General features: G+C 70.6%; 13 protein-coding genes. 3 read left to right on the top strand and 10 right to left on the bottom strand.

Going from position 1 to position 13,993, the window contains the following annotated elements:
* Positions 1 to 40: 40 nt before the first annotated feature.
* Entirely contained in the window at positions 41 to 1,771 is a 1,731-nt protein-coding gene (locus BJ999_RS01835; RefSeq protein ID WP_229810178.1) for an ABC transporter ATP-binding protein, read from the bottom strand.
* Positions 1,772 to 2,261: 490 nt separating this feature from the next.
* On the opposite strand from BJ999_RS01835, the gene BJ999_RS01830 reads away from it, so the two are divergent.
* On the top strand, positions 2,262 to 2,441 hold the full coding sequence (locus BJ999_RS01830; protein WP_179831634.1) for a hypothetical protein: 180 nt from the start codon (positions 2,262 to 2,264) through the stop codon (positions 2,439 to 2,441).
* 114 nt (positions 2,442 to 2,555) lie between these two features.
* Here the strand turns inward: BJ999_RS01830 and BJ999_RS01825 are convergent, their stop codons facing one another.
* The gene (locus tag BJ999_RS01825; protein WP_179831633.1) at positions 2,556 to 3,386 is read right to left on the bottom strand and encodes a maleylpyruvate isomerase family mycothiol-dependent enzyme; all 831 of its coding nucleotides are present in this window, start codon (positions 3,384 to 3,386) and stop codon (positions 2,556 to 2,558) included.
* A 158-nt stretch (positions 3,387 to 3,544) separates the two neighbouring features.
* Between BJ999_RS01825 and BJ999_RS01820 the strand changes: the two genes are divergently transcribed.
* Positions 3,545 to 4,237, top strand: coding sequence for a M15 family metallopeptidase (locus BJ999_RS01820; protein WP_179831632.1), 693 nt, complete (start codon positions 3,545 to 3,547; stop codon positions 4,235 to 4,237).
* Between the two features lie 99 nt (positions 4,238 to 4,336).
* Positions 4,337 to 4,672 (top strand): MmcQ/YjbR family DNA-binding protein, encoded by a 336-nt coding sequence (locus BJ999_RS01815; RefSeq protein WP_179831631.1) that lies wholly within the window; start codon positions 4,337 to 4,339, stop codon positions 4,670 to 4,672.
* Between the two features lie 407 nt (positions 4,673 to 5,079).
* Here BJ999_RS01815 and hydA read toward each other — a convergent pair whose 3' ends face one another.
* From hydA to BJ999_RS01775, 8 genes are all read right to left on the bottom strand, one after another.
* Positions 5,080 to 6,450 (bottom strand): dihydropyrimidinase, encoded by a 1,371-nt coding sequence (gene hydA, locus BJ999_RS01810; RefSeq protein WP_179831630.1) that lies wholly within the window; start codon positions 6,448 to 6,450, stop codon positions 5,080 to 5,082.
* Complete coding sequence (locus tag BJ999_RS01805; RefSeq protein ID WP_179831629.1) at positions 6,447 to 6,830, bottom strand: allophanate hydrolase-related protein; 384 nt, start codon at positions 6,828 to 6,830, stop codon at positions 6,447 to 6,449. The genes hydA and BJ999_RS01805 overlap by 4 nt, the downstream gene beginning before the upstream one ends.
* A gap of 11 nt (positions 6,831 to 6,841) precedes the next feature.
* Positions 6,842 to 7,627, bottom strand: a complete 786-nt coding sequence (locus BJ999_RS41685) for an ATP-binding cassette domain-containing protein (RefSeq protein WP_179831628.1) — start codon at positions 7,625 to 7,627, stop codon at positions 6,842 to 6,844.
* Complete coding sequence (locus tag BJ999_RS41680; RefSeq protein WP_179831627.1) at positions 7,624 to 8,475, bottom strand: ABC transporter ATP-binding protein; 852 nt, start codon at positions 8,473 to 8,475, stop codon at positions 7,624 to 7,626. Before BJ999_RS41680 ends, BJ999_RS41685 begins: the two co-directional genes overlap by 4 nt.
* Positions 8,472 to 9,284 carry an ABC transporter permease gene (locus BJ999_RS01790; protein ID WP_179831626.1) on the bottom strand — a complete coding sequence of 271 codons (813 nt, stop codon included), beginning with the start codon at positions 9,282 to 9,284 and terminating at the stop codon, positions 8,472 to 8,474. Before BJ999_RS01790 ends, BJ999_RS41680 begins: the two co-directional genes overlap by 4 nt.
* Positions 9,285 to 9,376: 92 nt before the next feature.
* Positions 9,377 to 10,453 carry an ABC transporter permease gene (locus BJ999_RS01785; protein ID WP_179831625.1) on the bottom strand — a complete coding sequence of 359 codons (1,077 nt, stop codon included), beginning with the start codon at positions 10,451 to 10,453 and terminating at the stop codon, positions 9,377 to 9,379.
* Positions 10,454 to 10,544: 91 nt separating this feature from the next.
* Positions 10,545 to 12,170, bottom strand: a complete 1,626-nt coding sequence (locus BJ999_RS01780) for an ABC transporter substrate-binding protein (RefSeq protein WP_179831624.1) — start codon at positions 12,168 to 12,170, stop codon at positions 10,545 to 10,547.
* 39 nt (positions 12,171 to 12,209) lie between these two features.
* Positions 12,210 to 13,982 carry a hydantoinase B/oxoprolinase family protein gene (locus tag BJ999_RS01775; protein WP_179831623.1) on the bottom strand — a complete coding sequence of 591 codons (1,773 nt, stop codon included), beginning with the start codon at positions 13,980 to 13,982 and terminating at the stop codon, positions 12,210 to 12,212.
* Positions 13,983 to 13,993 lie beyond the last annotated feature (11 nt).

Raw genomic sequence — 13,993 nt, 5'->3', positions numbered from 1 at the left:
GGATGATCGCCGCGGCCCGGTCGAAGAGGTGGCCTGGACGTCAGCCCGTCACCGACTGGGTGTTGTGGGCGGTGGGCGAGGTGTCCGGGGCGGCCTCCTCGGTGAGGAAGCCGCCGGACTGGTGGTGCCAGAGGCGGGCATAAGGGCCCTCGGACTGGAGGAGCTCCCGGTGGGAGCCCTCCTCAAGGACGCGGCCGCGGTCGAGAACGACCAGTCGGTCCATGCGGACGACCGTGCTCAGACGGTGCGCGACGACCAGTGCGGTGCGGTCGCGCATCAGGTGCCACAGAGCCTCCTGGACGAGGAGTTCGCTCTCGGAGTCCAGCGCGCTGGTCGCCTCGTCCAGGAGGAGGATCGGGGTGTCTCGCAGGATGGCGCGGGCCAGGGCGACGCGCTGCCGCTGACCTCCGGAGAGCTTGACGCCTCGCTCGCCGACCAGCGTGTCGAACCCCTCCGGCAGGCTCTCGACGAACTCGGTGACGTGTGCCGCGCGCGCGGCTCGGAGGATCTCGGTCTCGGTGGCACCCGGACGGGCGAAGGCGATGTTGTCGCGCACCGACCGATGGAACATCGCGGGTTCCTGCGGGACGTACGCGATCAGGTTGCGCAGGTCGCTCTGGCGCAGCCGCGCGATGTCCTGTCCGCCGATGAGGATCCGGCCGCCGTCGACGTCCATGAGACGCAGCAGCAGCCGGGAGAGGGTGGTCTTGCCACCGCCGGACCGGCCCACCAAGCCGATCTTGGCCCCGCTGGGGATCTCCAGATCCAGCCCTTCGAACAGGGGTGGGCCGTCGCCGTGCGCGAAGAGCACCCGCTCGAAGCGGACCGAGGCGTCGACCGGACGCAACGGCTGCGGGTCGGGCGGGTCCACGACCGTCGGCGGCATCAGGAGCAACTCGGTGAACTGCGCGCTCTCGGTGAGCGTGCTCTCCATCCGCCGGTAGATCTGGTTGAACTCGAACATGATCCGTGTCGCGTTGGTGTAGTAGGAGAACGTCACCACGATGGCCTCCACCCCGAGTCCGCCGCGAAGCGCCACCGCGACGAGCAGACCCAGGGCGCTGGTGAGGATCGACATCGGAGCGACGATCGTGTCGACCCGCAGGTTGGCGTAGTCCCAGGAGCGCAGGGACAGGCGGTGCTGCTCGACGACCCGGCCACGGAACTCGGCGGCCTCCCGCTCCTCGGCCGCGAACGCGCGGACCGTCTCCATGTTGGTCAGCACGTCGGCGACGTGGCCCGACACTCGCACCTTGGCCGCCTCGCGCCGGTCCACCAGCACCTGCCTGCGGCGGATGAACGGGGTGACGAGGAAGCCGGTGACGACGATCAGCCCCACGAGGACGACGACCAGGAGCGGGTGGTACCGCCACAGGATCACCGATGCGAAGGACAACGGGATCACGTTGGCCACGACCGAGAAGGTGAGAGTGTCGGCGAAGTTTTCGAAGCCGCCGGAGTAGCTCAGTATCCGTTTGGTCAGTGAACCGGCGAAGTTGTCATGGAAGAACGCGGTGTCTTTGGCGAGCAACTCGTCCATGCCGGCGATGCCGAGATATTCGATGCCGCGGCCGTTCAACCGGTTGAGGAAGTGCAGTCCCACTCGCCACAGCGCCTCGCCCGCCAGCAGCATCCCGGCGAACCCGAGAACGTAGGGCAGGAGAGCGGCGAGATCGCTTTCCCCGCCTTCGGCCAGGTGCCCTACCAGGGCGGCGACCAGCAGCGGGGTCAGGTAGAACAGGCAGGTATTCCCGAGCGCCGGTAAAGCCATCGCCGGAAGCGAGATACGCCACTGGCGGCGCAGTACACCGCGGTAATGGCGCAGGGCCAGCAGAACCGCTCGCTGCCGGGCCGACTGTACGCCCCTGGAACCACCCCGTATTTTCAGCACCGCCACCCGCCCTCCGCGCCCGCCGCTCTCCCATGCTGCCTCAGACCGTCCAGGCATGGCGAACGCATTTCGCAGACGCTTAGATGATCATCAGGCGACCGAGAAACAACGGCCCTTGCAGGTGGAACACGCTCAGGCCACGCGAAGTCGGACACCTGCTTCTTCCGCCTCCGAAGGCAGTCGACCTCGACAGGCCGCCGGTGGCCGCTCGCTTCAGCGCTGGCCGGCTGCGGCGGCACCGTCTCGTGAGTCCCCTTGCGTCCGCCCGCCCGGCTCGGACGGTCGACCCCGAAGCGCGCCCGGCACATCGGCAAGGGCGCCACTGAAAACCAGATGGAGGGATGGAAGGCATATGCCGAAACGAATCGACGTGCCCACTGACTCGCAAGTGCACCTCGACGATGTCGCGTACGACGCGATCGAAGAGGCCAACGCGTCCGACGAGCCCGTGACGGTGGTCTACGGGAGCGCGGAGACCGTCGTCGAGCCCGGAACCAAGGACGGCCCGGCGGCGATCACCGCCCGTCTGCTCGACGCGGCCGGGCACTGACACGCCGTCAACAGCGATGGTCCAGTCCGGTGGGCTGGACCATCGCGTGCACGTTTGATCTTGCAGTTCACGGTGGACCCCGCCTGATTAGGAACGGACCCCCACGGTGCCGGGCTAGGCGACGACCGCGAGGAGAGCCGTGATGGACGAGGTGAGGTCCGCGTCGCCGGTCGTCGTCGATCGTTGACGGGCCTGCTCCACGGTGATGCCTCTGGTCGCCAGCCGCCAGAAGGTGTCCTGGTCCATCGAGACGCGTGCGGTCGGCTCCCCCAGGGGCTGGGTGATCTGCCATCGTGCGTCCTGCCGGACCACGCCCCACAGCCCGCCTGCCGGGCCGCGCACCTCCAGATGAGCCGTGGCGCCTTCGGGGCGGCCGTGCATCCGCAGGGCGTGCGGCAGGCCGCGCGCGAAGACGTCCAGCACCGGAGCCATGAGATCGGGTTCGACGGCGCCCGGAACGGAGACGGCGTCGCGTACCTGCTGCTGGTGGACCCAGAACTCGGTGTAGTCGCGGCCGATGTCCAGCCAGGTCGGGCTGGCGATGTCGGTGGAGGCCCAGGAGACGTTCAGGTCGGCGGCGGCCTGGAGGTCTCGTGTCGCCCACACGGCGTCGAGTCGTGGTCCCAGGTGGTCCAGCAGTTCGATCATCAGTTGGGGGCTGAGCTGGCGGGACGCCCGGACGAACTCGTCGTTGGTGCGCGCCAGATAGGCGGGAAGCGTCTCGTCATCGGCGAATATCGCGCCGCCGTACCCGTCGCGGCTGCCGGACAAGCGCCGCATGTAGTCGTTGAGCACATGGGCGACGACGTCGTGCACGTCCCAGCCGGGGCAGACCGTGGGCATGGCCCACTCGGCGGGGCCCAGGGCGCCGAGCAGGTCGAGCATGGCCTGCCGTTCGCGTGGGAACAGGGGACGAACGTCGACGGCCGGGCCAAAGATCATCATCACGTGACCCTAACGGGACCGCCGTCCTGCCCCTCACGGATCGGGTTCGTCTCGACGATCGGCACGCGCATACGGGCGATGCTACGAACCGGACATTATCGTCGGCATATGGAAAACCCCATACGTCCCGGCAACACCCCACTGCCTTCACTGGCAGCATGCCAGAAATACCGCCAACGACGCGAAAGTCGTCCCGCAAGATCTACTGGTTCATCGGCACCGGCCTGATGGTCACCATAGCGCTGATCGTCTCAGCTCTCGGCCACCAGTCGCATTCTTCACCTCCCTCGATTTCGTCATGGCCTTCCTCTGCCGCATCACCGTCGAATGGTCCTCGTGAAGAGCAGCGCGCCGCGCCCGGCAAGCACCCTCCTCGTCGCGTGCCTCGTGGTCCGGTGGGCGAGAGCGACGGTGTCGTCCCCGACGATGTGACCGTCTTCGACGACGCGTTTCCAGCCGTGGCCAACCTCGATCCGCGTCTCCTCACGGCCCTCCGGCAAGCCGCGTCGGAAGCCGCGGACGACGGAACCAAGTTCTACGTCAACAGCGGCTGGCGCTCCCCGGCGTACCAGAATCAGCTTCTTCGCGAGGCGGTTTCCAAGTACGGCTCTGAAAAGGAAGCCGCTCGTTGGGTGGCCACTGCGGCGACCTCGCTGCACGTAAAAGGGAAGGCGGTCGACATCGGACGTCCCGATGCCGCGGAATGGCTGTCGAAGCAAGGGGCCGAGTACGGTCTGTGCCAGATCTACAGGAATGAACCCTGGCACTATGAACTGCGCACCAACGCGATCGCTCAAGGCTGTCCGCGCATGTATGCCAACCCCACCCAGGACCCGAGGACGCAACAGTGACAGGCAGCGCCCGGCGTGGCGACTGCGTCCGTCCAGTGGGAGCCGGGCACGGACCGCAGGCGCGGCGAAGTGTCCGATCCGGCTGGTAGACCTTGAGGCATGGGTCCTGAGGAGTTCCTGCAGATCGTGCTCGGCTTGCCGGAGGTCACCGAGCGCGAGTCCTACGGGAACATGATCGGCTTTCGAGTCCGCGACAAGGGATTCTGCTACCTCGACGAGGCCGAAGGCGTCGTCATGCTCAAAGCCACCCGGGAGGAGCAGGTCGCCCTCGTCGCCGAAGACCCGGACACCTTCGCCCCGTCCTGGGCCAGCGGACGCTTCGCATGGCTGAAGATCAAGCTGGCCGCCGTCGACCCCGGCGAACTGAACGAACTGGTCACCGAGGCCTGGCGGCTCTCAGCCCCCAAGCGCCTCGCCGCGACCCTTCGCGCGTGAGCGGCGGGCGTGGTTCCGGCAACCCCAGGCCGGCGCGTTAACACGTAGCCCCCGCCGAACATCGCCGTCACCGGGCCGAGCGCCGACACCATCGCCCTCACGACCGTCGTCGCCCTGGCCGTGGCGGGCCTCACCACCCTCGGTCCGACCGTGCGGGCCTTGCGTACCCAAACCGTCAGCGCACTCACCGACAGCGCCCGCCGACCCGGCCGCGCCAGCCTGCACGCCTGCACGCCTGCAACACGGCGACCACACTGACCATGGTCACGGGCCTGCTGGTGATCTTCGCCCAACCCGTGAAGGGGTGCCCGGGGTCCCTCGATGGCGAACGTTCTGCGGGACGCTCAAGAACGCCACGTGATCCTGGGAACCCCGGCCCGCGATCTGCTGACCACCGACTCTTCTGGTCAGATCGGGGTGGCCTTGAGGTGGCGGCCTTGGGGGGTGGGGTCTGTGAGGGTGCCGTCGTCGATGATGATTCGGCCTCCTACCAGGACCGTTCTTGGGCGGCCTGTGAGGGTCATGCCCTCGTAGGGGGTGTAGTCGGTGGCCATGTGGAGGGAGGCGGCGGTGACCTGCCATTTGGCGGACGGGTCCCAGATGGCGATGTCCGCGTCCGCGCCGGGGAGCAGGGTTCCCTTGCGGGGGTAGAGGCCGTTCGTGCGGGCCGGGTTCGCGGAGGTGAGTTCGACGAAGCGCGTGGCCGGCAGGCCGCGGCGGGCCACGTAGTCGGAGAAGATGACCGGGAGGCGGGTCTCGACGCCGGGGAGGCCGTTGGGCATGGCGCGGACGTCGGTGCTGCGCGACTCCTTCTGTGCGGTGTCGTAGCAGCAGTGGTCGCTGCCGATGGTGGTGACCTCGCCGGTGAACAGGTGCCGTCCGAGTGCCCTCACCTGGTCGGCGGAACGCAGGGGCGGGCAGCACACGAAGCGTTCGGGGTGGTCGCCCCGGTAGGCGGAGTCGTCCAGGACGAGGTGGTGCGCGACCGTCTCGCTGAACGCGCGGACGCCGCGGCGGCGGGCGGCGGCCACGAGTTCGACGGCCTCGGCGGTGGACTGGTGGACGAAGTAGACGGGCGCGTCCACCGACTCGGCGATCGCGAGGATCTCGGCGACCGAGGCGGTCTCGGCGAGGCCGGGACGGGTGGCGGCCATGTGGGGCGCGCCGATGCGGCCGGCGTCGGCGCCGCGTTGCTGGGCGTCGCCGATGATGTGGTCGGCCTCGCAGTGGACGACGACCATGCCGCCCAGGGCGGCGAGCGTTTTCATGGTGCGTAGGACGGTGTCCTCGTCGGCCATGGTCTCGCCGCGGTAGGTGGTGAACATCTTGACGGTGGGCATGCCGTCCGCGACGAGCGAGGCGAGCTGGTCGGGGACGGTGTCGTCCCACTGGACGACGCAGGCGTGCAGTGCGCTGTCGCACAGGCCCTCGGCGGCCTTGGCGCGCTGGGCGTAGGCGACGTCGGCGGGGTTCTCGCCGGGGCGCGGTATCGCGAAGTCCACGATCGTGGTGGTGCCGCCGTGCACGGCCGCGGTGGTGCAGCGGCGGTAGTCGTCCAGCGAGGTGAAGTCGCCGGAGGTGAAGCCGACGTGGCAGTGCGGGTCGACGCCGCCGGGCATGACGAGGTGCCCGCTCGCGTCGATCACGGTCGCGGCGGGGGGCGCCGTGCCGGGGGCGGCGAGCGCGGTGACGCGGCCGCCGGCGATGACGACGTCGGCGGGGCCCGACCAGTTCGCCTCGACCACGGTGCCGCCGCGGACCACCACGTCGGCCTTCACCGGGCGGCCAGGTGGGCGCGCCAGCCGCCGGCGTCGCTGATGTCCGCGACTCCGGGCAGGGTCAGCGACTCGGCGCGCATGCGCATGCACAGGGAGCCGGAGCCGTCGGCGAGTTCGATCGCTCCGAGTTCCAGTTCGGGCGGCTCGCCGGGCAGCAGGTGGTCCCGCAGGATCGCGTAGGTGACGGCGTACAACTCGCCGGGCACGGCGCGGCCGCCGGACGGGACGGGGTGGAGGCCGGGGAACTCGTCGCGGACGGAGTAGAAGCGGTAGCGGGGCGCCGTCTCGGCCGGTCCGAGGAAGTGGGCGCCCTCCAGCGCCGCGTTCAGCGAGCCGCCGGACATGGCCTGTCCGTTGACGAACATCCGCAGGGTTTCCATGGGGGCCTTCCTCAGGTGGTCTGGCGGGCTCGTTCGGCGGCCGGGTCCGGGACGGGCACGGCGTCCAGCAGCGAACGGGTGTAGGGGTGCCGGGGGCGGCGGTAGATCTCCTCGCGGGTGCCGGTCTCCACCAGGACGCCCTGGTCGAGCACCGCGACGCGGTCGCACAGGTAGTGCACGACGGCGAGGTCGTGGGCGATGAAGAGGATCGACAGGTCGAGCCGTTCCCTCAGGTCGCGGAAGAGGTTGAGCACCTGCGCCTGGACGGAGACGTCGAGGGAGGAGACGACCTCGTCGCAGATCAGCACCTTCGGTTCGACGGCGAGGGCGCGGGCGATCGCGATGCGCTGCCGCTGGCCGCCGGAGAAGGAGCGCGGATGGCGGCCCGCGTCGGCGGCGGAGAGCCCGACGGTCTCCAGCAGCGCGGCGGCCCGTGCGGCGCGTGCCCGGGGGTCCGGTTCCAGGCCGTGGACGAGCAGCCCTTCCCCGACCAGCGCGCCGGCGGTCATCCGCGGGTTGAGGGACGAGTAGGGGTCCTGGAAGACCATCTGGACGTCCCGGCGGAGCGCGCGCATCTCGCGGTGGGACGCGCCGAGCACGTCGCGGCCCCCGAGCAGGACCTGGCCGGAGTCCGGCCTGGTCAGCCGGGCGACGCAGCGGGCCACCGTGGACTTGCCGGAACCCGACTCCCCGACGAGGCCGAGCACTTCGCCGGGCGCGAGGTCGAACGAGACGTCCTTCACCACCGGACGTCCGCCGAAGCTCTTCACCAGGTTCCGCACGCTGAGGGCGGTCATCGGGCCCCTCCTTCCAGGGCCGCCGGGACGTCCGCGGCGTCGACGGTGCTCAGCCGGCGGGACGGGTCGTCGTCGATGCGCGGCACCGAGGCCAGCAGTCCGCGCGTGTAGGGGTGCTCGGGCTCGGCGTAGATCTCGTCGACCGGGCCCTCCTCGACGGGCGCGCCGTGCCGCATGACCACGACGCGGTCGGCGAAGCCCGCCACGATGCCGAGGTCGTGGGTGATGAGCAGTACGGCCATGGAGCGTTCGTCGGCGAGTTCCCGCAGCAGGGTCAGGACCTGCGCCTGCACCCGGACGTCGAGCGCGGTCGTCGGTTCGTCCGCGATGAGCAGCGCGGGTTCGGCGATCACCGCGATGGCGATGACGACGCGCTGGCGCATGCCGCCGGAGAACTGGTGCGGGTAGTCGTCGAAGCGGCGGGCGGCGTCGCGGACGCCGAGCCGGCCGAGCAGGTCGATGCCGCGCCGCCGGGCCTCCTTCTTGCGGACGCCCCGGATGAGGAGCGGCTGCGTGATCTGCCAGCCGATCGTCATCACCGGGTTGAGGGAGGCGAGCGGGTCCTGGAAGACCAGCCCGATCCGGGCGCCCCGGACGTCGCGCATCTCCCGTTCGGACAGGGCGAGCAGGTCGGCGCCGTCCAGGGTGGCGCGGCCCGTGAGGTCGGCGTCGTGGTCCAGGCGCAGGACGGCCCGCGCCGTGACCGACTTGCCGGAGCCCGACTCGCCGACCAGCGCGACCTTCTCGCCCGCCGCGATGTCCAGGTCCACTCCGCGCAGGACCTCGACGGGCCCGTCCGGCCCGGGGAAGGCGGCGCGCAGGTCCCGCAGTGCCAGCAGTGGCTTCATGGCCGCCTCCCGCGGAGAGTCGGGTCGTTGCGGACGCGCAGCCAGTCGCCCACGAGGTTGAAGGAGATCGCCGTCAGCATGATCGCGAGGCCGGGGAGGGCGACGGCCCACCAGCCGTTGGTCAGGTTCCCGGCGGCTCCGGCGATCGTCGCGCCCCATTCGGCCGAGGGGACCTGGGCGCCGACCCCGACGAACGACAGGCCGGAGATGACGAGCATGACCGCCGAGACGTCCAGGGTCGTCTGCACGTAGAGGGTGTCGAGGGAGTTCGGCAGGACGTGCCGGAACACCAGCCGCGGCGTGGAGACGCCCAGCGTGCGGGCCGCCTCGACGTACTCGGCGTCCCGGACGTCGCGCACCAGGGTGCGGACGAGGCGGGCGTACCCGGGCCACCAGGTGAGGCAGAGGGCGATCACGGCGGAGCGCAGGCCGGGGCCGAGCGCGGCGGCCAGCCCGAGCGCCAGGATGATCGCCGGGAGGGACAGGCCGATGTCGCAGATCCGCATGAGGACCTCGTCGACGACCCGCCCGCCGAGTGCGGCGAGCGTGCCGATCAGCGTGCCGATCAGCGTGGCGACGGCGATCACGATCACGGTCGCCAGGAGCGACACCCGCGCGCCGTACAGGACGCGGCTGAAGACGTCGCGGCCGTTGGCGTCGGTGCCGAACCAGTGCGCGCCCGAGGGGGCGTGCAGCGCCTGCGCGAGGTCGACCGCGTAGGGGTCGTGGGGCGCCAGGAAGGGGCCGACCAACGCGATGAGGACCATCAGCGCCGCGACCGCCAGGGCGGCCCGGTCCACGATGGACATGCGTCCCGACCCTGCGCGCCTCCGGCGCAGGACGGACCTGCCGCGTCCGGGGGCCGCGGAATCCTGCTTCGTCGCGGGGACGGCGGCGGTCTTCACAGTGCCGCCCCTTCCATGGCGCCCTTCTCCAGCGGTTCTCCACCGGGGACGGCCGACGGGCGCGCCCGCGCGGGTTGGCGCAGGCGCGGGTTGAGCCAGAGCTGGACGAGGTCGACGACGATGTTGGCCAGCACGAACACCACTCCGATCACGAGCACGCTGCCGATCACCGCGTACAGGTCGTTCTGCAGGACGGCGTTGACCGCGTAGGCGCCGATCCCCTTGCGCCCGAACACCGACTCGACCAGCACCGTGGAGCCGAGCATCCAGCCGAGCTGCATGCCGAGGATGGTGCTGACCGGGACGAGCGCGTTGCGCAGGCCGTGCCGGATCACCACCCGGCGCTCGGAGGCCCCGGTCGCGCGGGCCAGCGTGATGTAGTCCGAGTCCAGCACGCTGATCATGGAGGAGCGGACGGTGCGCGCGACCACCGCGACGAACGCGGCCGCGAGCGTGACGGCGGGCAGCAGCAGGTGGGACGCCGCGTCGCCGAACGCGGCCGGGTCCCCGGCGAGCAGCGCGTCCAGCGAGGTCATGCCGGTGATCTCGGGCACCTCGCGGCCGAAGCCGAGCTGCCCGGTCAGCGGCAGCAGGCCGAGCCGGTCGGCGAACACGAGCTGGAGCATCAGCCCCAGCCAGAACACCGGGACGCCGGCGCCGAACAGCACGATGAGCCGGGCCGCGACGTCGGCGGCGCGCCCCCGGCGGTAGGCGGCGTACACGCCGAGCGGCACCGCGACCGCCACGTTGATCAGCATCGCGGCGAGGACGAGCTCGATCGACGACGGCAGCGCGCCGGCGATGTCGTCCAGGACGGGGCGCTGGGTGAACACCGATGTGCCGAGGTCGCCTTGCAGGAGGTTCCCGAGGTAGCGCGGGAACTGCTCCCAGATCGGCCGGTCGAGTCCGAGCCGCGCGGACACCGCGGCGACCTGCTCGGCGGTGGCGTTGCGGCCGGCGGCCGCCCGCGCGGGGTCGCCGGGCAGCACCTGGGTCATCAGGAACGTGACGACGCCCAGGCCGAACAGCACGACGACGCTGGTGACGAGCCGCCTCAGCAGGAAACGCGCCATGCCGTGCCTCCCCTCGCTGGAGATCTCATGGATGGTGTGCGCCGGGCCCGCGGCGTCCCCCGCGGGGGGCCGGGGGCCCGGCGCGGGCGGGTCAGCCGACCTTGACGCCGTAGACGTCGACGGTCTGGTGGTGCGACGCCTGGTAGGCGTAGCCCTCGACGCCCTTGCGCAGGACGGTCACGGTCTGCGGGTTGGACATGTTGACCGACGGGACGTCGGCCGCGATGAGCTGCTGCGCCTGCTTGTAGAGGCCGCAGCGCTCGTTCTCGTCGGTGAGGGCCTGGGCCTTCTCGACCAGCGAGTCGACCTTCGGGTTGTCGTAGCCGCCGGTGTTCTGCCCGTTGTTGATGAACTTGGAGTCGAAGAGCTGGTACAGGACCGAGTCGGGGTCGGGGTTGGGCGGGAAGGCGTAGATCATGGCCAGGTCGGGCGTGGTCTTGTTGCTCTTCAGCCGTTCCACGTGCTCGGGGTAGGTGATCGCCTCCAGCTTCAGCTTGATCCCGACCTTGGCCAGGTCGGACTGGAGCAGCGTGGCGGCCTGTTCCATCTCGGCGGTCGCCTTGAGGTAGGTCATCGTGAGGGAGGCGCCGGAGAGCCCGGCGGACTTCAGCGCCGCCTGCGCCTTGGCGACGTCGTACGCCGGCTGGGGGGCGGACGAGTCGAAGCAGGCCATCGTGGACGGCAGCACGCCCACCGCCTTCTTGCCGGCGCCCTTGAGGATCGAGCCGATGTGCTGGTCGTACTGGTAGGCGGACGCGATCGCCTCGCGCAGCGGCCTGCTCGACACCGGCGAGTCCTTCATCTTGAAGAACACGTAGAGCTGGACGTTGGTGTCGGCCTTGTCGACCTTGTAGCCGCCGTTGCCCTCGAAGGACTTCCAGTCGTTGGGGTCGATGTCCATCGCGATGTCGATGTCACCGGCCAGCAGCGAGCTCTTCTGCGTCGCGGCCTGCGGCAGGTACCGGAACACGACGTTCTTGGCCTGGCCGGAGAAGCCGCCCCAGTACTTGGCGTACTGGGTGTACTTCGCCTCCTGGTTGGCGGTGTAGCCGGTCAGCCTGTAGGGGCCCGAGCCGGCGTCGGCGGTGGCGAGCCACTTCTGCCCCTGGTCGTCGCCCTCGTGCGCGCCGACCAGCTTGGCGTTGAGCACGTACACGCGGGTCAGCGCGGGGATCATCGGGGCGTAGGGCCGGGCCAGCTTGATCGTCAGATGGGTGTCGTCGGCGACCGTGGTGGACTCGTAGGGCGTCAGCAGCGACGCGACCCCCACCTTCAGCTTCTTGATCCGGTCCAGGCTGTACCGGACGTCGGCCGCGGTGAGCTTCGCGCCGTCGTGGAAGGTGACGTCCCCGCGCAGGGTGACGTCGATGGAGCGGCCGTCCCCGGAGACCTTCCACTCGGTGGCCACGCTCGGAACGATCTTGTTGTTCGCGTCGTACCTGACGAGGGTGTCGTAGGCGGGACGGGCCACCTCGTCGACCGTGGAGTTGTCGGCCTGGACGGGGTCGAACGTCGCGGGCGGCTCGTTCTCGGCGATGATCAGCGTCTGGGTGCGGGCGGAGGTCCCGCCGGCGGAGCCGCCGCACGCGGCGGCGGCGAGCGCCCCCGCCGCGAGGACGGCCGTCAGCCGCAGCCCGGCGCGTCCGCGGGTGCGGAGCGGACCGGGGAACCACCTGGTCCTCGACGGCTCACCGGCCGTGACAGTTGTGTGGAGCACTGGTGTCTCCCCTTCGTGGACGTGTCCGGGCGGACGGTGTCAGGTGTCGTGCCGATCGGCGGGGGGCTGCGTCCGGCGCCGTTCGGCGCGGGCCGGGGTCTCGGTGTGGGAGCCGTCGGGGGCGATGACCAGGCCGTAGTCGCGCTCGGCGGCCTGGGCGGTGACGTAGCCGTCCAGGACGTCCGCGACGACGGCGGCGGGGTCGCGGTCGAGGGGGTCGCCGTGGCCGCCCCCGCCCGCGGTGCGGTTGACGAACCGGTCGCCGGCCCGCATCGCGGCGCGGTACATGCCGACCCGCTTCTCGCGGTCGGTTCCGGGCCACAGCGTCATCCCGCTGGGCTCGGGCTCCAGCCCGCCGTGCAGCGCCCACGGCCGCGTCTTGCTCTTCTTCTTCATCGACAGCACCTCGCCGTCGGCGAGGTAGCGGACCTCGCGCAGGACGCCGACGCCGCCGCGGTAGCGGCCCGCGCCGCCGGAGTCGGGGATCAGCTCCAGCCGCTCGTGGAAGACCGTCGACTTGTGCTCCAGCACCTCGATCGGGGTGTTGCGGACCACGCTCTGCGACGGGTGCTGCTGCGCGTTGGCGCCGTCGTGGTCCCGCCGCGCGCCCCAGCCGATGCCCTCGTTGTTGCTGATGACGAAGTCGTCGCCGGTGCGCGGGTCGTGGCCGAGGGCCATGAATCCGGGCTCGTCGCCCCCGGAGGAGGCCGGGATCGAGTCGAGGACGCCCGCGAGCGCCTTGTGGATCAGCTCGAAGGCGACGATGCCGCTCCACTGGGTGAAGGTCGCGGACGGGTAGACGGCGTGGAAGAAGTTCCCCGGGTCCGCCTTGACGGTCAGGGCCCGGTAGTGGCCGGCGTTGGACGGCTCGTCCGGCGTGGTCAGCTCCTTGAAGGTGGACTTGGCGAGGCTCTCGGTGGCCCCGATCGGAAGGTTCACCGGGCCGAGCACGGCGCCGTCCGAGCCGTTGAAGTCGACCTCCATCCGGTCGCCGTCGATGGTGACCCTGACCTCCATGCGGATCAGGTCGTCGGTGATGCCGTCGTCGTCGCAGTAGTCGGCGGCGGTCCAGGTGCCGTCCGGCAGGGCGGCGACCGCCGTGCGCGCGACGCGCTCACCGTGCTCGATGATCTGCTTGACGGCCCGGTCCACGACCTCGCCGCCGAACTTGTCCCACACCTGCGCGAGCCGGTTCTCCCCGGTGCGCAGGGCGGCGAGTTGGGCGTGGAAGTCGCCGACGGTGAGGTCCGGCAGCCGCGAGTTGAAGCGGATCAGCTCGACGACGTCGCGGACGACCTCGCCCCCGTGCACGATCCTCGTGCCGGGGAAGATCAGCCCTTCCTGGTGCATGTCGGTGGAGTCGAGGACGTAGCCCGGGGCCTTCGCGCCGAGGTCCATCCAGTGGGCGCGGACGGCGAGGTAGGCGGACGGCTCGTCGCGGCCCTCCCGGAACACCGGCGCGAACAGCATCGCGTCGTAGGAGTGCGCGCCGCTCCAGTACGGGTAGTTGAGCAGGTAGACGTCGCCGGGCGCGAGGTTCTCCCGGCCCACGTACTCGACGCCCTTGACGATCGCGTGGTCGTTGGCGCCGAGGAACGAGGTGATCCCGGCGGCCTCGGCCATCAGCTCCAGGTCCCCGTCGTAGATCGAGATGCCGAAGTCGAGGACCTCGTAGATCACGGGGTTGAACGCGGCCCGCACCAGCGTGCGGCGCATCTGCTCGCCGACGGAGACCAGGTAGTTGCGGATCACCTCGACGGTCGCGCCGTCCAGCGCGGCCGCCGCCTCTCCGCCGGGCCGGGTCGTGCTCATCGGACCATCTC

Origin of the sequence: Actinomadura citrea (assembly GCF_013409045.1) — a bacterium.
Lineage (GTDB): Bacteria > Actinomycetota > Actinomycetes > Streptosporangiales > Streptosporangiaceae > Spirillospora > Spirillospora citrea.
The sequence above is the reverse complement of the archived record's forward strand: the minus strand, read 5'-3'. Positions and strand labels throughout refer to the sequence as shown.